Here is a 21050-nt window from a genome sequence, read left to right as displayed (position 1 = left end):
CTCGTACGCGGAATCATACGCCCGCGCGGCGCTAGATTTCCCCGGTGAAGGCGTAGCCCCAGCCCCAGACCGTGCGTATCGGCAGCTCGACGTTGACATCCTGCGCCTTGCGCCGCAGGCGGCTGACGACGACGTCCGTGCGGCGCATCGACTCGCGGCCCGAATGCGGATCCAGGCCGGGCGGGTCGCCGCGCGGCATGCGCTTGTCGGGCGATCCGGTCAGTTTCAGCAGGAACTCCCGCTCGGCCTGGGTCAGCGCCAGGCGCGTGCCCTGCGGGCTGACCAGGGTCCAGGCGGCATCCAGGAATTGCCACTTGCCGGTGAGCACGGCGGGCGCCGAGGGCGCCGCGGGTCGCGTGTCGGCCTCGGGGGCGCGGCGGCTGGCGGCGGCGGGCACGCGGCGCACCAGCGCCTGCAGGGCGGCCGCGATCTCGGCGGTGGCCACCTCGGGCGAAAAGCAGGCGTCGGCGCCGCAGTGCAGGCCGAGAATGCGGTTCTCAGGGGTGTCGAAGGCGGAAACGGCGACGATGCCGGCGGTGGTGTCCATGGCGCGCAGACCTGCGACGGCCATGCAAAGATCGGTAAATTCGGCTTGCATCACGAGCAGCGGGGTGCGGCGGGCCTGGAACAGGCGGAACAGTCCGTTGGAGTCTTCGCAAGGACGCGGCGAGAACCCCATTTCGGCCAGTTCGTCGCTGCGGCGCACGCGCTGGCTGGCGTCGGGAGCGAAGACGATCAGGTCTAATAGGTCATTCATGAATCGTTGTGAACATCATGCAGCTTGAGCGCTTGCATGATGCATCGGTTACAACGGTTTCCCAAACCGCGCACAACGACACTTTCCTACCCGAATTCTCGGCCATGGCCGCGAGATAAGCCTTTCGCGGCGTCAGGGAGCGTCGCCGGAGACCTCATTCCACCAGCCGCCGCCCAGCGCTTGTAACAAAGCGGCCGTGTCGGTGTAGCGCGCCGCATCGGCCTGGATGCGCGAAATCCGCGTCTGTAACACCTGGCGCTGGCTGTCCAGCAGGCTCAGATGGCTGATGCCGCCCGCCTGGAAACGTCCCGCCGCGATGCGGCCGGCCTCGTCGGCGCGGCGCCACGCGTCGTCATAGGCCGCGAAGGCCTCGCTGTCCGTCTGCACGGCGCGCAGCGCGTCGGCCACCTGGCGGAATCCGTCCAGCACCGTCTGCCGGTAGGACGCGGCGGCCGCGTCATAGGCCGCCTCGGCCGAGCGCTTGCGCGCGCGCAGCTCGCCGCCATGAAAAAGCGGCTGGACCAGTCCAAGCCCCAGATTCCACACGTTCACGCCATCGGACAGCTCGTTCACGCCCGTGCGTTGCGACCCGAAACTGGCGGTCAGGGTGAACTGCGGATACAGGTTGGCCGTGGCCACGCCCACGTCCGCCGACGCCTTGTGCCACAGGGCCTCGGCGGCCAGGATGTCGGGCCGCTGGCGCGTCAGGGCGGAGGGCACGCCCGTGGGAACGTCCGGCGGCAGCGTCAGGTCCGCCAGGCGCAGTGGCGGCGACTGCAGGGCGGCGGGCGCCACGCCCAGGTAGGTGGCCAGTTGATGGGTGACCTGCGCCAACTGGTATTGCAGCGGCGGCACGGTAGCCCGGGTCTGGGCGACCAGCAGTTCCTGGTTGCGCAGATCGGCCAGCGCGATGCCGCCCGCGTCCAGGCGCTTTTGCATGATTTCCTGCTGGCTGACCTGCGCCGCCAGCAGCGCGTCCGTGGCCGCCAGCCGCTCGGCCAGGTCCGCCTGGCGGATCGCGGCGGTCACGACGTTGGCCGCCAGCGACATGCGCGCGGCCTGCAGTTCGTGCGCCTGGTAGTCCATCTGCGCGGCCAGGCCCTCCAGCACGCGCTGGTTGGCGCCGAACACGTCCAGCGTGTAAGACACGTCGATGGAGGCGTTGTAGAGCGTGAAAGGCGGGGGCGGCTCGGCCACCGGCACGCCGTAGGCCGCCGGATCCACCTTTTGCCGGGCGACCGACAGATTGCCGTCCACCGAGGGCAGCGTGCGGCCGCCGGTCTCGGCGGACAGGTCCTCGCGCGCCTGCCGCAGGCGGGCGCGCGCTTCTTCCAGCGTGGGACTGGCGGCGAGCGCCTGGCGCACCAGCCGGTCCAGTTCCTCCGACCGGAAAAGCTGCCACCACTGCGCGGGAATGTCCGCGCCCGGCTGCAGGCGCTGGTCGCCCGCGGGCAGCGCATCCTGTCCCTGCGGGGTGTAGGACGCCACGTCCGGCGCGGCAGGCTGCGGAAAGTCGGGGCCGACCGCGCAGGCGGACAACAGCGCGCTCAGCGCGAGCGTGGCGAGGGGGCGGGGAGCGGACAGGCGGGCGGGGCGGCGCATGGGCATCAATCCAGGGTGCGGCGGTAGAACTTCACGGCGGCGGTCATGACGATGACGGTAAAGACCATCAGCGGCCAGATGTTCGGCCACAGGTCCCACCAGCCGTTGCCTTTGAGCAGGATGCCGCGGATCAGCCGGTTGAAATACGTCAGCGGCAGCAGGTTGCCCAGGTGCTGCGCCCACATCGGCATGCCCTGGAACGGGAACATGAATCCCGACAGCAGCATGTTGGGCAGGAAATAGAACATGGTGAGCTGCATGGCCTGAAGCTGGTTCTGCGCCAGCGACGACAGGGTGATGCCCACCGTCAGGTTGGCCGCCACGAACAGCAGCGCGGCCAGGTAGACCGACAGCAGGCTGCCCATGATGGGCACGTGAAACACGAAATGCGCGGCCGCCAGGATGATGCTGGCCTGGATCAGGCCGATGGCGATATAGGGCACGATCTTGCCGGTCATCACCTCGATCGGCCGCACTGGCATCGCCAGCAGGTTTTCCATGGTGCCCCGTTCGCGCTCGCGGGTCATGGCCAGCCCGGTCATCATCACGAGCGTCATCGTCAGGATCACGCCCATCAGGCCCGGCACGGTGTTGTATTGCGAGATCTGCTCTTCGTTGTAGAGCTGGTGGATGCGCACGTCGAAAGGCGGCTGGCCGCCCGCCAGGCTGGCGAGCGGTCCGGTCAGGTCCTTTTGCGCGACGGCCTGGGTCAACTGCGTGGCCGCGCCCAGCGCCATGCCGGTCGCCATGGGGTCGGTGGCGTCAGCCTCGATCAGCAGGGCCGGGCGCTCGCCGCGCAACAGGCTGCGGGTGAAATCCGGCGGAATCGTCACGACGAACAGCACGCGCCCCTGAGCCAGCGCGGCGCGTCCCGCCTCTTCGTTGTCCAGTTCCTCGACGATGTGAAAGTAGTCCGACGAGCGCATCGCCGCGATGAAACTGCGCGTGAAGGGGCTGTGGTCCGACGCGATGACGGCGGTGGGCATCTGCCGCGGATCGGTGTTGATGGCGTAGCCAAAGAGCGCCAGTTGCATGATGGGCAGTCCCACGATCATGCCGAAAGTGATGCGGTCGCGGCGCAGCTGCAGGAACTCCTTGAGCACCATGCTCCACCAGCGCGACCAGGAAAATCCGTTCAGGCGCAGGCTCATGGGGCGCTCGCAAAGTTGTCGGTGGACCGGTTCATCAGGTAGATGAAGACGTCCTCCAGGCTGGTGTCGATGCGTTCCAGGCGCAGGTCCTGGCCGTCGATGGCGGCGCGCAGCGTGCGCTCCAGCAATGCCGCATCCCGGCCGCTGACGTGCAGCGCCGAGCCGAAGGCCACCGTCTGGTCCACGCCCGGCGCGCCGCGCAGTTGCTGGCCCAGCGGCACCAGGTTCTGCCCGTGGATCGCCCAGGTGGTCAGGCCCTGTTCGGCGATGACCTCATCGGCGGTGCCCTGGGTCAGCAGCTTGCCGTAGGAAATGTAGGCCAGCTTGTGGCAGCGTTCGGCCTCGTCCATGTAGTGGGTGCTGACCAGCACCGAGATGCCGCGCGCGGCCAGCTCGTGGAGCTGTTCCCAGAAGTCGCGCCGCGCCGTGGGGTCCACCCCGGCCGTGGGCTCGTCCAGCAGCAGCAGCCTGGGCTGGTGCAGCAGGCAGGCGGCCAGCGCCAGCCGCTGCTTCCATCCGCCCGACAGCGATCCGGTCAGTTGCCCGGCGCGGCTTTGCAGGCCGAGGTCCTGCAGGGCGCGGTCCACCGCCTCCTTGCGCTGGGCCATGCCGTACATGCGCGCCACGAAGTCCAGGTTCTCGCGGATGGTCAGGTCCTCCCAATACGAGAACTTCTGCGTCATGTAGCCCACGTTGCGCTTGATCTGCGCGCTGTCGCGCAGGATGTCGTAGCCCAGGCAGGTGCCGCTGCCCGAATCCGGCGTGAGCAGGCCGCACATGAGGCGGATGCAGGTCGTCTTGCCGCTGCCGTTGGGGCCCAGAAAGCCGAAGATCTCGCCCTTGCGCACCTGCAGCGTCACGTCGTTCACGACGTGCTTGCTGCCGAAGTGCTTGTTCAGGCCGTGGACGTCGATGACGTAGCCGCCGGCGTCGGTTGCGCTCATGGCAGGGTCGCCTCCACGGGCTGGCCGGGATGCAGCCGCGCCGCCGCGTCGGGCGCGGGGCGGGCCTCGACCATGTAGACCAGCTTGCTGCGGCTTTCGCGGCTGTAGATCACCGGCGGGGTGTATTCCGCCTGGTCCGAGACGTAGTCGATGCGCACGGGTATCGGGTCGCCGCAGCCGTCGCAGCGCAGCGTGGCCTCCTGGCCGATCTTGAGCGATCCCACGACCGTCTCCGGCACGAAGAAACGCACCTTGACGTTGCCCGGCGGCAGCAGGCTGACGACCGGGCTGCCGGCGGGGACCCATTCGCCCACGCGGTACATCGTGTCGAACACGCGGCCGGCCGCGGGGGCCGCGAGCTGCTTCTGGGCCAGCGTCCATTCGGCCTGCGCCAGCGCCGCGTCGGCGGCCTGGACCTGCGACGCCTGCGCGCGCCGCGCCTCGTCGCGGCCGGGCAGGCGGTTGACTTCGACCTGTGCCTGCAGCTCGCGCACGCGGGCGGCATCCGACTGCGCCTGTTCGCGGCTGTCGTCCAGTTGCGAGCGTGCGATGCCGCCGATGCGGAATTGCGCGATGTCGCGCTGCAGTTGCGCGGCGGACCGCCGGCTGGCGGCTTGCGCCTGCGCCAGTTGCGCCAGGCTGACGTCGACTTCGGGCGGCCGCTTGCCGGTGGCGATGTCCTCCAGTTGCGCGCGCGCCGCCGCCAGTTCCGCACGCGCCTGATCGCGCGCCGCGGCCTCGCGCGTGGCGTCCAGCGTGTACAGGGGCTGGGCTGCGTCCACGAGCTGGCCGCGCCGCACCGCCAGGGAGTCCAGGCGGCCGGCCTCGGACGAGGCCACATACACGTAATCGCCCTCTACGTAACCCTGGTAGAAGGCCGGTTCATGGTTGCCGCAGCCGGACAGGGACAGCAGGGCCAGGGCGGCGGGCAGGGGGAGGCGGGTGCGCATGGTCAGCGTCCTGAGGGCGGGGCCGGGGAAAGGCCGGGCGGCGTGAATAGGCCACCCGTCAGCATGGCGATGGCGTGGGCCGCGATCGCCTCGTTGTCGATGGACTGCGCCACCGGGTCGTCCTGCCAGATCCGGCGCCACAGTGTGGATGTGGCCAGCGGCAGCAGGGTCAGGCCCAGGATGGAAAGAAACACCAGCCGCGGTTCGACGCCCGGCGTGATTGCGCCGCGGCGCTGGCAGTCGGCGATCAGGCCGGCAAAGGCCTGCAGCCGGTCCGAAGGCAGGTGGCGCAGCACGCGGTCGCGCAACTGGCCGCCTTCGTTAACGACCTCGTGCATCCACAGGGACGGCAACCAGGGCTTGTCGGTGGCGCTCTGGACCACGCGGCCCACGATCTCGGTGATGTAGCGCCGCGCCGACGCGGCCGGGTCCTGCGGCGCGTCGGCAGCGGCGACGTCCAGCGGCACGGGCGCCCACACGAAGCCGATCACCGGCACGATCCGTTCCAGGACCACGGCGTCGATCAGCTGGTCGCGGCTCTTGAAGTAGTAATGCAGCATCGCCGGCGTGACGCCAGCCCGCTGGGCGATGCTGGCGATGGTGGTCGCGGCGACGCCCTGGGCGGCGAACAGTTGCGTCGCCAGGTCCAGCAGGTTGGCGCGGGCGGCGGCGTTGTCCGGGCGCGGCGGGCGGCCGGGGCGGCGGGCGGGAGCGGAGGGTGCGGAAGACATGCGGCAGATTCTAATTAAAGAATTAATTAATTAAAAGGGGCGCGATCATCAGGGTTTCAAGCCCGGGGGACGGGGCGTGGATGGTGTAATGGACCGGTTCCCCGTCCCGCCGGCCGCACGCCATCACCGCGCCAGCCGGCCTTTACAAGGAGACCGCACGTCATGCCGCAATCCTCTTCGACCAACCGCCGGATCGTGCTGGCCGCGCGTCCGCAAGGCGAACCCGCCGACAACGACTTCCGTCTCGAAACGGGCGAGGTGCCGCAGCCCGGCCCGGGCCAGGTGCTGCTGCGCACGGTCTACCTGTCGCTCGACCCCTACATGCGCGGCCGCATGAGCGATGCGCCGTCCTACGCCGAGCCGGTCCGGATCGGCGAGGTGATGGTGGGCGGCACGGTCACGCGCGTGCAGGCCTCGAATCATCCGCAGTTCCAGGTGGGTGAATGGGTGCTGGCGCAATCGGGCTGGCAGGACTATGCCGTGTCCGACGGCGCCGGGCTGCTGCGCCTGGGCCCCAACCCGGAGCACCCGTCCTGGTCGCTGGGCGTGCTGGGCATGCCCGGCTTCACCGGCTACATGGGCCTGCTGGACATCGGCCAGCCCAAGGCCGGCGAGACCGTCGTCGTGGCGGCGGCCAGCGGCGCGGTGGGCGCGGTGGTGGGCCAGATCGCCAAAATTCACGGCTGCAAGGTTGTGGGCATTGCGGGCGGACCGGACAAGTGCCGGTACGTGGTCGAGGAGCTGGGCTTTGACGACTGCCTGGACCACCGGCAGCCCGACCTGCCCGGGCGCCTGGCCAAAGCCGTGCCGCAAGGCATCGACGTCTACTTCGAGAACGTGGGCGGCGCCGTCTTTGACGCGGTGCTGCCGCTGCTGAACCCGCGCGCCCGCATCCCGGTTTGCGGGCTGATCTCGGCCTACAACGCCACCAGCCAGCCCGAGGGCCCGGACCGCCTGGCGCTCCTGATGCGCACCATCCTGACCAAGCGCCTGCGGATGCAGGGCTTCATCATCTTCAACGAATACGCGCACCGCTACGGCGAATTCCGCGACGCGATGCAGGACCTCATCAAGCAAGGCCGCATCAAGTATCGTGAAGACGTGGTCGACGGCCTGGAAAACGCCCCGCGCGGACTGATCGGGCTGCTCAAGGGCGAAAACGCCGGCAAACGCATCGTGCGGGTCGGTCCTGACGAATGGAGCGCAACATGAACATACTGATCGTGCTGACTTCCCACGACACGCTGGGCAATACGGGGCGCAAGACCGGCTTCTGGCTGGAGGAGTTCGCGGCGCCGTATTACGCCTTCGTGGACGCGGGCGCCAAGGTCACGCTGGCCTCGCCGCTGGGCGGCCAGCCGCCGCTGGACCCCAAGAGCGACGACCCCGACGCCCAGACCGACGATACGCGGCGCTTTCGCCAGGACGAGCAGGCGCAGCGCCTGCTGGCGTCCACGCACCGGCTGTCCGAGATGCAGGCGTCGGATTTCGACGCGGTGTTCTATCCGGGCGGCCACGGTCCGCTGTGGGACCTGGCGGAAGACGTCAAGTCGGTCGCGCTGATCGAGACCATGCTGGCGGCGGGCAAGCCGGTGTCGGCCGTGTGCCATGCGCCGGGCGTGCTGCGCCATGCGAAAACCGCGGACGGCAAGCCGCTGGTGCAGGGCAGGCAGGTCACGGGCTTTTCCAACGCGGAGGAAGCCGCTGTGGAACTGACCGACGTGGTGCCGTTCCTGGTCGAGGACGAACTGAAAAAGCTGGGTGGCCAGTACAGCAGCGGGCCGGATTGGCAGCCGCACGTGGTCTGCGACGGGCTGCTCATCACGGGCCAGAATCCCGCGTCCTCGGTGGGCGTGGCCGAGGCGCTGCTCAAACGCCTGAAGGACCTGGCGGCGCCGGCCTGACGCCGAACCGCGCGCGGGCCCGGCCGCCGGGGGCGCGCCGGGCGGCCGGAAACCGCCTCGCCTTGTGTCAGAATCGCGGCTTTTCGATATTTGCGCGTCGCCCCGGTGTGGCGGCGCGCACGCTTTCCCATGCCTTCCGACGTTCCCGAAAACCCAGCAGGATCCTACGAAGCGGTGCTGTTCGCCGCGATGCAGGCGCGTGACCCGGCCACCGGCCGGCATTGCAACAGAGTCGTTGCGCTGAGCGTTGCGCTGGCCCGGGCCTGCGGGCTGGCCGAGGCGGAACTGGAGGTGATCGCCCCGGCCGCGCGGCTGCACGACGTGGGCAAGATCGGCACGCCCGATCGCGTGCTGCATCACCCGCACCGCCTGGAAAACGAAGATTGGGAAATCATGAAGGGGCACGCCGCGGCGGGCGCCGCCCTCATCATGCAGACCGCGATGCCGCAGCGCGAGGCCATTGCGCTGGCGGTGCGGCACCACCATGAGCACTTCGACGGCTCCGGCTACCCGGACGGACTGGCCGGGCATGCCATTCCGCTGCACGCGCGCATCATTTCGGTGGCCGATTCCTACGACGCGCTGGGCGACGCGCGGCCCTACCATCCGGCGCGCACCCATGCGCAGATCATGCGCATCCTGAACCAGGAGCGCGGATCCAAATGCGATCCCGACCTGCTTCGCGTGTTCGAATCGATGATCGGGGAAAGCCGGCTGCGCGTGCCGTAGCGGGGTCTACTTCAACCCGTCTACTTCAACCGATAGTGCGCCGCGACGGCGGCCAGGTCCTGCAGCGTGCGCTGCTGCCAGGCCGCGTCGTGGCCCAGTTCCTCGGCCAGGATGCGCGCAACTTCGGGGGCGGCCAGCATCGCGGCCTCGGCATCCAGGAACAGCGCGCGATTGCGGCGCGCCAGCACGTCTTCGGCGCTGCGCGCCAGTTCGAATCGCGCCGCGAAACGGACGTGCGCTTCCGAAAGCCCGCTCGCCTTGACCAGCATGCGCTGCGCGCCGGGCAGGGCCTGCAGCGTCGGCAGGTCGCTGCCGTAATAGCTGTCGGGCGTGCCGGCGTGTTCCTGCGAGGGGGCCAGGCCGCTGGCGCCGTGCAGCGGCAGCGATTCGGTGCGGCACGAGGCCTGCGTCAGCAACTGGTGCTGGATCGCGGTGTCCACCACGTCCTGCGCCATGCGGCGGTAGGTGGTCCACTTGCCGCCGGTCACCGTGACCAGCCCGGCCTTGGACACCAGGATGGTGTGTTCACGCGACAGCTTCTTGGTGGAGGCTTCCCCGGTGGCCTTGACCAGCGGACGCAGCCCGGCCCAGACGCTGGTGACGTCGGCGCGCGTGGGCTTGCGGCTCAGGTAGCGCGCCGCGGTGTTCAGGATGAAGTCCACGTCCTGTTCGCCGGCGTCGGGGTCCAGCGGCAGGTCCTGGCGCGGCGTGTCGGTCGTGCCCACGATGGTGTGGCCGTTCCACGGCACCACGAATAGCACGCGGCCGTCGTCGGTCTTGGGAATCAGGACGGCCCGCTTGCCGGGCAGGAAATCCTGCGGCAGCGTCAGGTGCACACCCTGGCTGGGCGCGACCATGCTTTGCGCGTTCTTGTCTTCCATGCGGCGCACGGCATCCACCCAGACGCCGGTGGCGTTGACGACGCAGCGCGCGCGCAGCGTGAAGGTCGAACCGCCGATCACGTCCTGCGCGGTCACGCCGTCCACCTTGCCGCTCGTGGTGGTCAGGCCGGTGGCGCGCACGTAGTTCACGGCCGTGCCGCCCAGGTCGAAGAGGGTGCGCATCAGGCTCACCGCCAGGCGCGCGTCGTCAAACTGGCCGTCGTAGTACAGGACGCCGCCCTTCAGGCTGCGGCCATTCACGCTTTCGGCCAGCGTCGGCGCATTGGCCAGCGTCTCGCGGCGCGACAGCCAGCGGCTGGGCGACAGGTTCAGCTTGCCGGCCAGCATGTCGTACATCTTCAGGCCGATGCCGTAGAAAGGCTGGTCCAGCATGCTGTAGGCAGGCACCACGAAGCCCAGGGGCCACACCAGGTGCGGCGCGTTGCGGTTGAGCAGGCCGCGTTCGTGCAGGGCCTCGCGCACCAGGCTGACATTGCCTTGCGCCAGATAGCGCACGCCGCCGTGCACCAGCTTGGTCGCCTTGCTGGACGTGCCCTTGGCAAAGTCGGCGCCTTCGATCAGCAGCGTGCGGTAGCCGCGCGAGGCGGCATCGACCGCGGTGCCCAGGCCGGTCGCGCCGCCGCCGATGACGATGACGTCCCAGGAGTGCGTGTTGTCCAGCGTGTTCAGAAGTCGGCTGCGGTCGGGCGGGGTGACGGAGGCGAGGGGTCGGTTCATGTTCTTTGATGGCGGCGGGGCCGCGAGGTAAATGCGTCGGTGGTCGCGTCGGCGGCCCGGCAGCGGACAACGGGCCCGCTCGGGCGCGCGCGGTCAGGGTGTGGGTTTCAGGGTGTTCGGCGCCGCGGCGACGTCGCAGCGCACGCCGGCGTCCAGCAGCACCTGGGCTAGCGGCTCCTGCGGGTGGGCGTCGGTGAAGAACCGGTCGATCTGCGAAATATGCGCCAGTTCCACCATGGCCTGGCGCTTGAATTTGCTGCTGTCGGCGGCCAGCCAGACCTCGCGCGATTGTTCGATGATGGTGCGGGCCACGCGCACCTCGCGAAAGTCATAGTCGCGCAGGGTGCCGTCGGCCTCGATGCCGGAAATGCCGATCAGGCCGATGTCGACCTTGAACTGGCGGATGAAGTCCATCGTGGCCTCGCCGACGATGCCGCGGTCGCGCGAGCGCACCACGCCGCCCGCCACGATGACTTCGCAGTCCGGGTTGTCGGACAGGATGTCGGCCACGTGCAGGTTGTTCGTGATGACGCGCAGCCCGCGGTGGCGCAGCAGCGCGCGCGCGATGGCCTCGGTGGTGGTGCCGATGTTCAGGATCAGCGAACAGCCGTCGGGCACGGCGCGCGCCACGGCTTCGGCGATGCGCTGCTTGCCCGCGGCGTGCAGCCCCTGCCGCTTGCGGTAGGCGATGTTCTCGATGGTCGAGGCTTCGATGCGGACGCCGCCATGAAAGCGCGACAGCAGGCCGGCTTCGGACAGGATGTTGACGTCCCGCCGCACGGTCTGCAGCGTGACGTCGAAGTGTTTGGCAAGCGCTTCGATCGAGGCGGAGCCCTGGGCCCGGACCATTTCGATCAGCGCGCTCTGGCGTGGATTCAGTGTCATGTTCGCATGATAAAACAACAAAAGCGAAAAATAATGACGCACCGCAAGATTGTTTTTTGTTCGCTTCTTGAGTAAAACGCACAAAAAACGAAAGCCATCTGAAAGAGTATGCTCATCGTGTTGTCCCGGCGCGTGCGCGCGCCGGCGCACGGAGCAGGGCGCTGTACCGAATACCGAAGTCCACAAAAACAGGGACATATAAGTAGGTTGAGGAGACTAGATGCAGCTGACCTTGGACGGGATCGTGTTGCGGGCCGGCTCGCAGACGCATCTGTATCCCATGAGCCTAGCCCCGGTTGCGGGCGCCATGACCGTCCTGCTGGGGGCGACCCTGGCCGGCAAGACCTCGCTGATGCGCATCATGGCCGGGCTGGACCGTCCCACCGAGGGCCGCGTGCGGGTCGACGGGGTCGACGTCACCGGCGTGCCGGTGCGCCAGCGCAACGTGGCGATGGTCTACCAGCAGTTCATCAACTATCCCTCCATGTCGGTCTACGACAACATCGCCTCGCCGCTCAAGTTGCGCGGCGCGCGCGACACGCGCGAAAAGGTCCACGCCATGGCCGCGCGGCTGCACATCGACCATTTGCTGGACCGGTATCCGTCCGAACTGTCCGGCGGGCAGCAGCAGCGGGTGGCGCTGGCGCGCGCGCTGGCCAAGGAAGCGCCGCTGATCCTGCTGGATGAACCGCTGGTCAACCTGGACTACAAGCTGCGCGAAGAATTGCGCGATGAGCTGTCCGAACTGTTTGCGGAAGGGCGGTCCACGGTGGTCTATGCGACCACGGAACCCGGAGAGGCGCTGCTGCTGGGCGGCCACACCGCCGTGCTGGACGCCGGAGAGCTGCTGCAATACGGCCCCACGGCCGAGGTCTTTCACCGGCCCAATTCGATCCGCGTGGCGCGGGCCTTCAGCGATCCGCCCATGAACCTGTTTGCCGCCCGGCGCCACAATGGCGGTTTCGTGTTGCAGGGCGACGTGGCGGTGGAACTCGCGCTGCCGCCGGGCGCCGATGCCGACATCACCGCCGGCCTGCGCGCCGGCGCCCTGGACGTGACGCCGCGCCCGGGTTATGTCGCCTTGCCCGGGCGGGTGACGCTGGCCGAGATCTCCGGGTCCGATACCTTCGTGCACGCCGCCACGGCCGCCGGCGACGTCGTGGCGCAACTGCCCGGGGTGCACCGCTACAGCCTGGACGAGCGCGTGGCGCTCTACTTCGATCCGGCGCAGACCTATGCCTTCGGCGCGGACGGCGCGCTCTTGACCGCGCCGCGCCGGCCGGCCAGCGTGGGGGGGGCGGCCTGATGGCGCAGATCGAGCTGGACCTGTCCCATTCGTACGTGCCCCAGCCCCGGTCGGACGAAGACTATGCGCTGCTGCCGCTGCGGTTCACGTTCCGCGACGGCGGGGCCTATGCCCTGCTCGGGCCGTCGGGCTGCGGCAAGACGACGCTGCTGAACTGCGTGTCGGGCCTGCTGCGGCCGTCGCAGGGGCGCATCCTGTTCGATGGCCAGGACGTCACCGACAAGAGCCCGCAGGCGCGCAACATCGCCCAGGTGTTCCAGTTTCCGGTGGTGTACGACACGATGACGGTGGCCCAGAATCTGGCCTTTCCGCTGCGCAACCGGGGCGTCGCGCCCGACCGCATCCGCGAGCGCGTCGGCCGCATCGCCGAAATGCTCGAAATGTCCCATGTCCTGGACCGCCGGGCCAGCGGCCTGACGGCCGACGCCAAGCAGAAGATCTCGCTGGGCCGGGGCCTGGTGCGCAGCGACGTGTCGGCCATCCTGTTCGACGAACCGCTCACGGTGATCGACCCGCAGCTCAAGTGGGAACTGCGGCGCAAGCTCAAGGAAATCCACCACGAGTTCAAGCTGACGCTGATCTACGTGACGCACGACCAGACCGAGGCGTTGACCTTCGCCGACCAGGTGATGGTCATGGCGCGGGGCCGCGCCGTGCAGGTGGGCAGCGCGGACGATCTGTTCGAGCGGCCCGCGCACACTTTCGTGGGCCATTTCATCGGCTCGCCCGGCATGAACTTCCTGCCGGCCGAGTGGCGCGACGGCGCGCTGATGGTGGGCCGGCACCGTCTGGACGGCCTGCCGGAGTCGCTGGCCGCCAAGCTGGCGGGCGCCGGTCCGGTCAAGCTCGGCGTGCGCCCCGAATACCTGCGGGTGACGCAGGCCGGCGCGCCCGGCGCGGTGCCCCTGCGCGTGGACCGCGTGCAGGACGTGGGCACCTACACGCTGCTGGTGGCCGATTTCGACGGCACGCCGGTGCGCGCGCGGCTGGGCAGCGATGTCGTCCCCCCCGGCCATGGCGGCGACGTGTGGCTGTCGGTGGTCAATCCGCACACCTGCTTTTATCGCGACGAGGCGCTGATCCCATGAAACCCACCGATCACCGGGCCTGGTTCCTGGTCATGCCAGTCGTGCTGTGCGTGGCGTTCTCGGCCATCCTGCCGCTGATGACCATCGTCAACTATTCGGTGCAGGACATCATTTCGCCGGACCGGCGGGTGTTCGTCGGCACGGAATGGTTTGCCGCCGTGCTGCAGGACGACGAGCTGCATGGGGCGCTGCTGCGCCAGATCGGATTCTCGTTCGCGGTGCTGCTCATCCAGATCCCGCTGGGCATCCTGCTGGCGCTGTCCATGCCGGCCAGCGGCTGGCGCGCATCCGCGGTGCTGGTGATCATCGCGTTGTCGCTGCTGATTCCCTGGAACGTCGTGGGCACCATCTGGCAGGTCTTCGGGCGCACCGACATCGGCCTCCTGGGCGCCACGCTGTCGTGGCTGGGCGTGGACTACAACTACACCGGCAATGATTTCGACGCCTGGATCACGGTGCTGATCATGGACGTGTGGCACTGGACGCCGCTGGTCGCGCTGCTGTGCTACGCGGGGCTGCGCGCGATTCCCGACGCGTATTACCAGGCGGCGCGGATCGACGGCGCCTCGCGCTTTGCCGTGTTCCGCTACATCCAGTTGCCCAAGATGCGCGGCGTCCTGATGATCGCGGTGCTGCTGCGCTTCATGGACAGCTTCATGATCTACACCGAGCCCTTCGTGCTGACGGGCGGCGGGCCGGGCAACGCCACCACCTTTCTGTCGCAGTACCTGACGCAGAAGGCGGTCGGGCAGTTCGACCTGGGGCCTGCCGCGGCGTTCTCGATCATCTATTTCCTGATCATCCTGCTGTTGTGCTTCATCCTCTACAACTGGATGCAGCGCGCGGGCACCACCGGCGGCTTCGACGAGGAGCGGGCAAATGCGTGAGAAAACCACCTGGTGGCGGGGCGCCTTCCTGACGCTGTACCTGGTGTTCGCCATCCTGCCGCTGTACTGGATGCTGAACATGTCGTTCAAGTCGAACACCGAGATCGTCAGCACGCTGACGCTCTGGCCGCGCGATTTCACCTTCGAGCACTACCGCACCATCTTCACCGATCCGGCGTGGTATTCGGGCTACATCAATTCGCTGATCTACGTGGTCATCAATACGGTCGTGTCGCTGGGCGTGGCGTTGCCGGCCGCCTACGCCTTCTCGCGCTACCGCTTCATCGGCGACAAGCACGTGTTCTTCTGGCTGCTCACCAACCGCATGACGCCGCCCGCCGTGTTCCTCTTGCCGTTCTTCCAGCTCTACAGTTCGCTCGGGCTGATGGACACCCACCTGGCGGTGGCGCTGGCGCATCTGGTGTTCAACGTGCCGCTGGCGGTGTGGATCCTGGAGGGCTTCATGTCCGGCGTGCCGCGCGAGATCGACGAGACCGCCTATGTCGATGGCTACTCGTTTCCGCGTTTCTTCCTGACGATCTTCCTGCCGCTGATCAAGTCCGGCGTGGGCGTGGCGGCGTTTTTCTGCTTTATGTTCAGCTGGGTGGAGCTGCTGCTCGCCCGCACGCTGACCTCGGTCAACGCCAAGCCCATCGTCGCCACCATGACGCGCACCGTGTCGGCCTCCGGCATGGATTGGGGCGTGCTGGCGGCGGCGGGCGTGCTGACCATCGTGCCGGGCGGCATCGTCATCTGGTTCGTGCGGCACTACATCGCGAAGGGTTTCGCGATGGGCCGCGTGTAGGAGGGGGGCGCCATGTTCAGCTGGATGGTGTGGACCACCCCGGTCGCCGTGTTTTTCACCTGCATCGTCCTGATGCTGATCGGCATGACGATCTGGGAACTGAAGTCGCCCACGCAGGAGCGCAAGGGGTTCCTGCCCCTGCCCACCACGCGCGGCGACCGCCTGTTCATCGGCCTGATGGCCGCGGCCTGGGTCAATCTGGCGTTCCTGGGTCTGGGCCAGAAGGCGATGGCGTGGTTTTCGCTGGACGAGCCGCCATCGGTGTGGATCAGCTTCGTGGTGTCCATGCTGCTGCTGGCGTTCATCATGAAAAAAGGGTGAAAAATAGGGTGAAAAAGGGTCAAAAAGGGGCGCAGACCCCTTGTCGGATTCGGGCAGTCAGAAAGGACTATCGGCCAGCGTCTTCCCCGGCCCGCGGTCCGCAGCACGATAGGGGAAGACTCATCGAGGAGACAGGTCATGAAATTGCGCATGCACGCCATGGCGGCCGCCATCGCCCTGATCGGAACGTCAGGGGCTTGGGCCGGCGAGCCGGAGGCAAAGAAATGGGTCGATTCGGAGTTCCAGCCCTCGTCGCTGTCCAAGGACCAGCAGATGGCCGAAATGAAATGGTTCATCGACGCCGCGGCCAAGCTCAAGGCCAAGGGCGTGAATGAAGTCAGCGTGGTGTCCGAAACCATCACCACGCACGAGTACGAGTCCAAGGTGCTGGCCAAGGCCTTTGCCGACATCACGGGCATCAAGGTCAATCACGACCTCATCCAGGAAGGCGACGTCGTCGAAAAACTGCAGACGTCCATGCAGTCCGGCAAGTCCATCTATGACGGCTGGATCTCCGATTCCGACCTGATCGGCACGCACTATCGCTACGGCGCCATCCTGCCGCTGTCGGACTACATGGCCGGGGCCGGCAAGGAATGGACCAATCCGCAACTGGATCTGAAGGATTTCATCGGCACCAAGTTCACCACGGCGCCGGACGGCAAGCTGTACCAGTTGCCGGACCAGCAGTTCGCCAACGTGTACTGGTTCCGCGCCGACTGGTTCGCCCGCCCGGACCTGAAGGAAAAGTTCAAGGCCAAGTACGGCTATGAACTGGGCGTGCCGACGAACTGGTCCGCCTATGAAGACATTGCCGCGTTCTTCTCCGATGACGTCAAGGAGATCGACGGCAAGCGCGTCTACGGCCATATGGACTACGGCAAGAAGGACCCGTCGCTGGGATGGCGCTTCACCGATGCGTGGCTGTCCATGGCGGGCGCGGCCGACAAGGGCCTGCCCAACGGCATGCCGGTGGACGAATGGGGCATCCGCGTCGCCGACGACAAATGCACGCCGGTCGGCGCGTCGGTATCGCGCGGCGGGGCCACCAACAGTCCGGCCGCCGTGTACGCGCTGACCAAGTACATCGACTGGATGAAGAAATTCGCGCCGCAGCAGGCCATGGGCATGACGTTCTCCGAAGCCGGTCCGGTGCCCGCGCAGGGCCAGATCGCACAGCAGATCTTCTGGTACACGGCCTTCACGGCCGACATGACCAAGAAGGGCCTGCCGGTCGTGAACGACGACGGCACGCCGAAGTGGCGCATGGCCCCGTCGCCCTACGGCCCCTACTGGAAGGACGGCATGCAGAACGGCTACCAGGACGTGGGCTCGTGGACGTTCTTCAAGTCCACCAATCCGGACAAAATGGCGGCGGCATGGCTGTACGCGCAGTTCGTCACGTCCAAGACGGTGTCGCTCAAGAAGTCGATCACGGGTCTTACCTTTATCCGCGACAGCGACATCAACAGCGAGTTCTTCACCAAGAACGCGGCCAACTACGGCGGCCTGATCGAGTTCTACCGCAGCCCGGCGCGGGTGGCGTGGACCCCGACCGGCACCAACGTGCCGGATTATCCGAAGCTGGCGCAGCTCTGGTGGAAGAACGTGGCCACCGCCGTCACGGGCGAAAAGACCCCGCAGGCGGCCATGGACAACCTGGCCAACGAAATGGATCAGGTCATGGCGCGGCTGGAGCGCGCGGGCATGGCGCAGTGCGCGCCCAAGCTCAATCCCAAGAGCGATCCCGGCAAGTGGCTGTCCGACCAGCACGCGCCGTGGAAAAAACTGGCCAACGAGAAGCCCAAGGGGGAGACGATTCCCTACGAACAACTGCTGTCGGCCTGGAAGGAAGGGAAGGTGAGGTAACGCGCGCGCCGGCAGGGAACGAACGCCACAGGCTGACTGTGGCGTTTGTTTTGGCGGGCGCGCGGAGGGCGGGCGGATGGCACGCCTGCGGCGGGGCGCGGCGGCGCACATGTCACAATCACGCTGGCCGCTGGCCGCGCGCCGCTTCCCCGCCACCTTCCGTTTTCCCGCGCCCGCATGACCATTTTTTCCAAACGCCTGTTGTCCCTGGTTCCCGCCGCCCTGGCGCTGTCCGCCAGCCTGTGCCATGCCGCCGGTTTCCAGCGGCTGAACCTGCCGATGGACCAGAACGGCCCGGGTCTGCAAGGGGCGGTCTGGACGCCCTGCGCCGAGCCGGCGGGTGAGATCAAGGTGGGGCGCAGCATCATCGCGGGCGTGCAGGGTTGCAAGATGCCCGCCGGCCGCTACCCGCTCATCGTCATGTCCCATGGATCGGGCGGCTCATACCTCAGCCACCATGACACCGCGGCGGCGCTGGCCGACGCGGGCTTCGTGGTGGCGGCGATCAACCACGTGGGCGACAACGCGCAGGACCGGTCGCGCCAGGGGTATCTGTCCATCTTCTCGACGCGGCCCCGGGAGATGCGGCGGCTGATCGACTACATGACGGTCGCCTGGCCGGACCGGGCGGGACTGGATGCGGAAAAGATCGGCTTTTTCGGTTTTTCGCGCGGCGGCTACACCGGGTTGGTGCTGGCCGGCGCCGTGCCGGATCTGCGCGCGGGCCTGGCGACCTGCGCCGACTCGCCCTCGCTGCCGATGTGCCGTGACATCGCGGCGGGGAAGGTGCCGCAGCAGCCGTACCCCGCGGATGCGCGCATCAAGGCGGCGGTGATCGCCGATCCGCTCAATGTGTTTCCCGGCGACGCGCTCAAGCGCGTGGCCGTGCCGATCCAGCTGTGGGTCTCGGAGAGGGGCGGTGACGGGGTCAGCCCTGCCAGCGTGGAATCGGTGCGCCAGGGACTGGGCGCCGCGCCGGACTACCAGGTCGCCGCGGGCGCGGGGCATTTCGCGTTCCTGGCGCCGTGCTCGACCGACCAGGCCTCATCGCTGCCCGGGATCTGCCGCGATGGCGAGGGATTCGACCGCCAGTCGTTTCACCGCGACCTGAACGCCCGCATCGTGGGGTTCTTCAAGGCCCAACTGCGATGAACGCCTGACCGCGCCTCAATGGATGGTGCGCGCCGCGCGGCGCGCGTGCTTGATCTCATACATCCGCGCGTCGGCCAGCTGGACGGCGGCCTCGGCGTCCAGTCCGGCGGGGTCCAGCGCCACGACGCCGGCGCTGGCGCCTTCGTAGGCGACCGAGGCTTCGCCCAGTGCATAGCGGCCCAGCGTCGCGGACAGGACGCGTTCTTCCATGGCGCGCGCGGCTTCCTCGGCTTCGGCGTGGTGCGTCACGCCGCCCGCTTCCGCGTGCTTGCGAGGCAGCGCCGGCCCCGGGCCGATCAGCACGAACTCGTCGCCGCCCAGCCGCCCCAGCATGTCCGACGAGCGCAGCGCGGCGGCAATCCGGCGCGAGACTTCCTGCAGGAAGACGTCGCCGGCCTGGTGTCCATGGGTGTCGTTGATGCCCTTGAATCCGTCCAGGTCGATTACGCCCACCAGCACGCTGCCGTGCTCGCGCACGGCGCGCGCCATCAGGCGGTCCAGCGCTTCGTAGAGCGCGCGGCGGTTGGGCAGGCCCGTCAGCGTATCGGTCAGCGCGTACGACATGAGCCGGACGTTGGCGGCATGCAACTGCTCGACCAGCATCTCGCGTTCGATGAAGCTGGCGATCACGCTGGAAAAGAGCTTGAGCACCGACTCGGCCTGCGGATCAATGTCGTGGCGCCTGGCGCTGGCCGCGCACAGCGTTCCGTACAGCACGCCGTCCTCGGCGCGCACCGGCGCGCTGACGTAGGTCTGTATGCCAAGCTGCCGCGCCGCTGCGGAGTCGGGCCAGCACCGCGCAACGTCGCTGGTGCACATGCGGCCTTCGTCCAGCGCGCGCTTGCAGAGCGTGTCGCCCCACTGCACGGACAGCCCTTCGGGTATCTGCAGTTGACCCACGTTGCGCGCGTAGCGCACGTGCTGCAGGTCGGCCTGCAGGTCGATCGAGGTCAGGTACGTCGATTCAAGTCCGGTGACGGCGCCCAGCATGTCCAGCAGGGGGCGGGTCAATTGCTCGACCGACTTGGCGGCGGGCAGGGTAGTCGACAGTTCGGCGAGGATGGGATCCAGCACGGCTGCTCCTGGATGCATGGTCGGATGAACTTTCGGCCCGGACTCTGCAAGCAGAGCGGGCCGGCCATCCGGCATTATGCACGCGCGCGGGCCGTGCCAGGGCGCTAGGCCATCACGAGCGAACGGTGCGCGCAGATGCCCGCCATCACGCCCGAGGCGCTGGCCAGCGTGGCGTTGGACATCGGCGTGGCCGCGTCGCCCGCGGCGAAGACGCCCGGCACCGTGGTCTGCTTGAGCTCGTCCACGCGGATCACGGGTCCCAGCGGCCCCTCGTCGAACGCGCACCCGAGTTGCCCGGCGAGCGGGCTGGCCATGTGCGTCCTGCTCGCCACGAAAAGCGCATGGATCGGCACCTGGCGGCCGTCGGCCAGCGCCACGCCGCGCAGCGCGGGCGCTTCGCCCAGCAGGCGCACGACCGGCGTGCGTTCCAGCCGGACGCCGCGCGCGGCAAGGTGCCGCGCTTCTTCCGGCGAGGGCTCGTACTGACCCTGCGTGAAGTAGGTGGTCGGCCCCCAGTCGGGCAGCAGCAAGGCCTGGTGCGCGGACATCGGATGTGCGGCCAGGACGCCCAGCGGTTCTCCCGCCACTTCATAGCCATGGCAATACGGGCAATGCAGCACCGTCTGGCCCCAGCGTTCCTGCAGGCCGGGCAAGGACGGCAATTCGTCGCGCATGCCCGTGGCCAGGATGAGGCGCGCGCCGCGTACGCGCTGGCCGGCGGCCAGGACAAGCTCGAACCCGCCGTCCACGGGCGCGGCCTGGAGCGCCTCGCCGTCCAGGAATGCGACGGTCGGATACCGGGCAAGCTGCTCGCGGGCGCGCGCCACGATCTCCTGCGGCGGCACGCCGTCCTGCCCGAGGAAGCCGTGGGCGTGCGCGGCGTAGCGGTTGCGGGGGCGCGCGGCGTCGACCAGCAAAACCTGCCGGCGCGCGCGCGCCAGTTGCAGGGCGGCGGAAAGGCCGGCGAAGCTGCCGCCGACGATGATGACGTCGTATTGCATGGGTGATCCTTTCAAGGTGGGGAGTCTCGATACTTTATAAGTTGCATGATAGGCAGCCTCGACGTTTTACGCAACTTATGATGTTTCATATGCATGCCCTGTGCATGTCTTGCGCATGTCTTGCGCATATCTGACGCATGTCTTGCCGCGTCCATGCCGCCCTTCGGGAACGCCGCTTGCTCGAACGAGCGCCAGCCGCGGGCGGGTTGCGCCGGCCCCCGGGCCAGGACTACCCTGGAACCCTCTACACCGGCGGCCGACCCCAAGAGCCGGCC

At 68.1% G+C, this 21050-nt stretch carries 20 protein-coding genes; 10 read left to right on the top strand and 10 right to left on the bottom strand.

Annotation, left to right across the window (positions count from 1 at the left end; all coding sequences use genetic code 11):
* Window positions 1-31 precede the first annotated feature (31 nt).
* From ACZ50Q_RS16265 to ACZ50Q_RS16240, 6 genes are all read right to left on the bottom strand, one after another.
* Entirely contained in the window at window positions 32-757 is a 726-nt protein-coding gene (locus ACZ50Q_RS16265; RefSeq protein WP_464078968.1) for a response regulator transcription factor, read from the bottom strand.
* A gap of 132 nt (window positions 758-889) precedes the next feature.
* Complete coding sequence (locus ACZ50Q_RS16260; RefSeq protein WP_464078967.1) at window positions 890-2359, bottom strand: efflux transporter outer membrane subunit; 1470 nt, start codon at window positions 2357-2359, stop codon at window positions 890-892.
* Window positions 2360-2364: 5 nt separating this feature from the next.
* Window positions 2365-3510, bottom strand: a complete 1146-nt coding sequence (locus ACZ50Q_RS16255; RefSeq protein ID WP_092575436.1) for an ABC transporter permease — start codon at window positions 3508-3510, stop codon at window positions 2365-2367.
* A complete protein-coding gene (locus ACZ50Q_RS16250; protein ID WP_464078966.1) occupies window positions 3507-4454 on the bottom strand; it encodes an ABC transporter ATP-binding protein in 948 nt (315 codons plus the stop codon). The genes ACZ50Q_RS16255 and ACZ50Q_RS16250 overlap by 4 nt, the downstream gene beginning before the upstream one ends.
* Window positions 4451-5404 (bottom strand): HlyD family secretion protein, encoded by a 954-nt coding sequence (locus tag ACZ50Q_RS16245; protein WP_464078965.1) that lies wholly within the window; start codon window positions 5402-5404, stop codon window positions 4451-4453. Before ACZ50Q_RS16245 ends, ACZ50Q_RS16250 begins: the two co-directional genes overlap by 4 nt.
* Before the next feature lie 2 nt (window positions 5405-5406).
* Window positions 5407-6135, bottom strand: a complete 729-nt coding sequence (locus ACZ50Q_RS16240; protein WP_464078964.1) for a TetR/AcrR family transcriptional regulator — start codon at window positions 6133-6135, stop codon at window positions 5407-5409.
* A 162-nt stretch (window positions 6136-6297) separates the two neighbouring features.
* On the opposite strand from ACZ50Q_RS16240, the gene ACZ50Q_RS16235 reads away from it, so the two are divergent.
* From ACZ50Q_RS16235 to ACZ50Q_RS16225, 3 genes are all read left to right on the top strand, one after another.
* Window positions 6298-7347: an NADP-dependent oxidoreductase gene (locus ACZ50Q_RS16235; RefSeq protein ID WP_464078963.1), complete on the top strand. Its 1050-nt coding sequence runs from the start codon at window positions 6298-6300 to the stop codon at window positions 7345-7347.
* Window positions 7344-8039, top strand: a complete 696-nt coding sequence (locus ACZ50Q_RS16230; RefSeq protein ID WP_092575454.1) for a type 1 glutamine amidotransferase domain-containing protein — start codon at window positions 7344-7346, stop codon at window positions 8037-8039. Before ACZ50Q_RS16235 ends, ACZ50Q_RS16230 begins: the two co-directional genes overlap by 4 nt.
* 129 nt (window positions 8040-8168) lie before the next feature.
* Window positions 8169-8768, top strand: coding sequence for an HD-GYP domain-containing protein (locus tag ACZ50Q_RS16225; protein WP_464078962.1), 600 nt, complete (start codon window positions 8169-8171; stop codon window positions 8766-8768).
* A 20-nt stretch (window positions 8769-8788) separates the two neighbouring features.
* Here ACZ50Q_RS16225 and ACZ50Q_RS16220 read toward each other — a convergent pair whose 3' ends face one another.
* Both ACZ50Q_RS16220 and ACZ50Q_RS16215 read right to left on the bottom strand, forming a co-directional pair.
* Window positions 8789-10387 carry a glycerol-3-phosphate dehydrogenase/oxidase gene (locus ACZ50Q_RS16220; protein ID WP_464078961.1) on the bottom strand — a complete coding sequence of 533 codons (1599 nt, stop codon included), beginning with the start codon at window positions 10385-10387 and terminating at the stop codon, window positions 8789-8791.
* Between the two features lie 93 nt (window positions 10388-10480).
* A complete protein-coding gene (locus ACZ50Q_RS16215; protein ID WP_231952158.1) occupies window positions 10481-11272 on the bottom strand; it encodes a DeoR/GlpR family DNA-binding transcription regulator in 792 nt (263 codons plus the stop codon).
* Window positions 11273-11492: 220 nt separating this feature from the next.
* On the opposite strand from ACZ50Q_RS16215, the gene ACZ50Q_RS16210 reads away from it, so the two are divergent.
* The 7 genes from ACZ50Q_RS16210 to ACZ50Q_RS16180 all read left to right on the top strand — a co-directional run bounded on the left by ACZ50Q_RS16210 (window position 11493) and on the right by ACZ50Q_RS16180 (window position 18700).
* Window positions 11493-12578, top strand: a complete 1086-nt coding sequence (locus ACZ50Q_RS16210; RefSeq protein ID WP_464078960.1) for an ABC transporter ATP-binding protein — start codon at window positions 11493-11495, stop codon at window positions 12576-12578.
* A complete protein-coding gene (locus ACZ50Q_RS16205; protein WP_464078959.1) occupies window positions 12578-13666 on the top strand; it encodes an ABC transporter ATP-binding protein in 1089 nt (362 codons plus the stop codon). Before ACZ50Q_RS16210 ends, ACZ50Q_RS16205 begins: the two co-directional genes overlap by 1 nt.
* Window positions 13663-14553, top strand: coding sequence for a carbohydrate ABC transporter permease (locus ACZ50Q_RS16200; RefSeq protein ID WP_076521110.1), 891 nt, complete (start codon window positions 13663-13665; stop codon window positions 14551-14553). Before ACZ50Q_RS16205 ends, ACZ50Q_RS16200 begins: the two co-directional genes overlap by 4 nt.
* Window positions 14546-15358, top strand: coding sequence for a carbohydrate ABC transporter permease (locus tag ACZ50Q_RS16195; protein WP_076521109.1), 813 nt, complete (start codon window positions 14546-14548; stop codon window positions 15356-15358). The genes ACZ50Q_RS16200 and ACZ50Q_RS16195 overlap by 8 nt, the downstream gene beginning before the upstream one ends.
* A 12-nt stretch (window positions 15359-15370) precedes the next feature.
* Window positions 15371-15679 carry a DUF2160 domain-containing protein gene (locus ACZ50Q_RS16190; RefSeq protein WP_464078958.1) on the top strand — a complete coding sequence of 103 codons (309 nt, stop codon included), beginning with the start codon at window positions 15371-15373 and terminating at the stop codon, window positions 15677-15679.
* Window positions 15680-15817: 138 nt separating this feature from the next.
* Complete coding sequence (locus ACZ50Q_RS16185; protein ID WP_092575474.1) at window positions 15818-17548, top strand: ABC transporter substrate-binding protein; 1731 nt, start codon at window positions 15818-15820, stop codon at window positions 17546-17548.
* Window positions 17549-17725: 177 nt separating this feature from the next.
* A complete protein-coding gene (locus tag ACZ50Q_RS16180; protein WP_464078957.1) occupies window positions 17726-18700 on the top strand; it encodes an alpha/beta hydrolase family protein in 975 nt (324 codons plus the stop codon).
* A 15-nt stretch (window positions 18701-18715) separates the two neighbouring features.
* Here ACZ50Q_RS16180 and ACZ50Q_RS16175 read toward each other — a convergent pair whose 3' ends face one another.
* Window positions 18716-19771: a GGDEF domain-containing protein gene (locus ACZ50Q_RS16175; RefSeq protein ID WP_464082005.1), complete on the bottom strand. Its 1056-nt coding sequence runs from the start codon at window positions 19769-19771 to the stop codon at window positions 18716-18718.
* Window positions 19772-19878: 107 nt separating this feature from the next.
* Window positions 19879-20775 (bottom strand): NAD(P)/FAD-dependent oxidoreductase, encoded by an 897-nt coding sequence (locus ACZ50Q_RS16170; protein ID WP_464078956.1) that lies wholly within the window; start codon window positions 20773-20775, stop codon window positions 19879-19881.
* Window positions 20776-21050 lie beyond the last annotated feature (275 nt).

The organism is Achromobacter sp. T5-5 (assembly GCF_055397965.1).
This window is presented reverse-complemented; position numbering and strand designations above follow the sequence as displayed.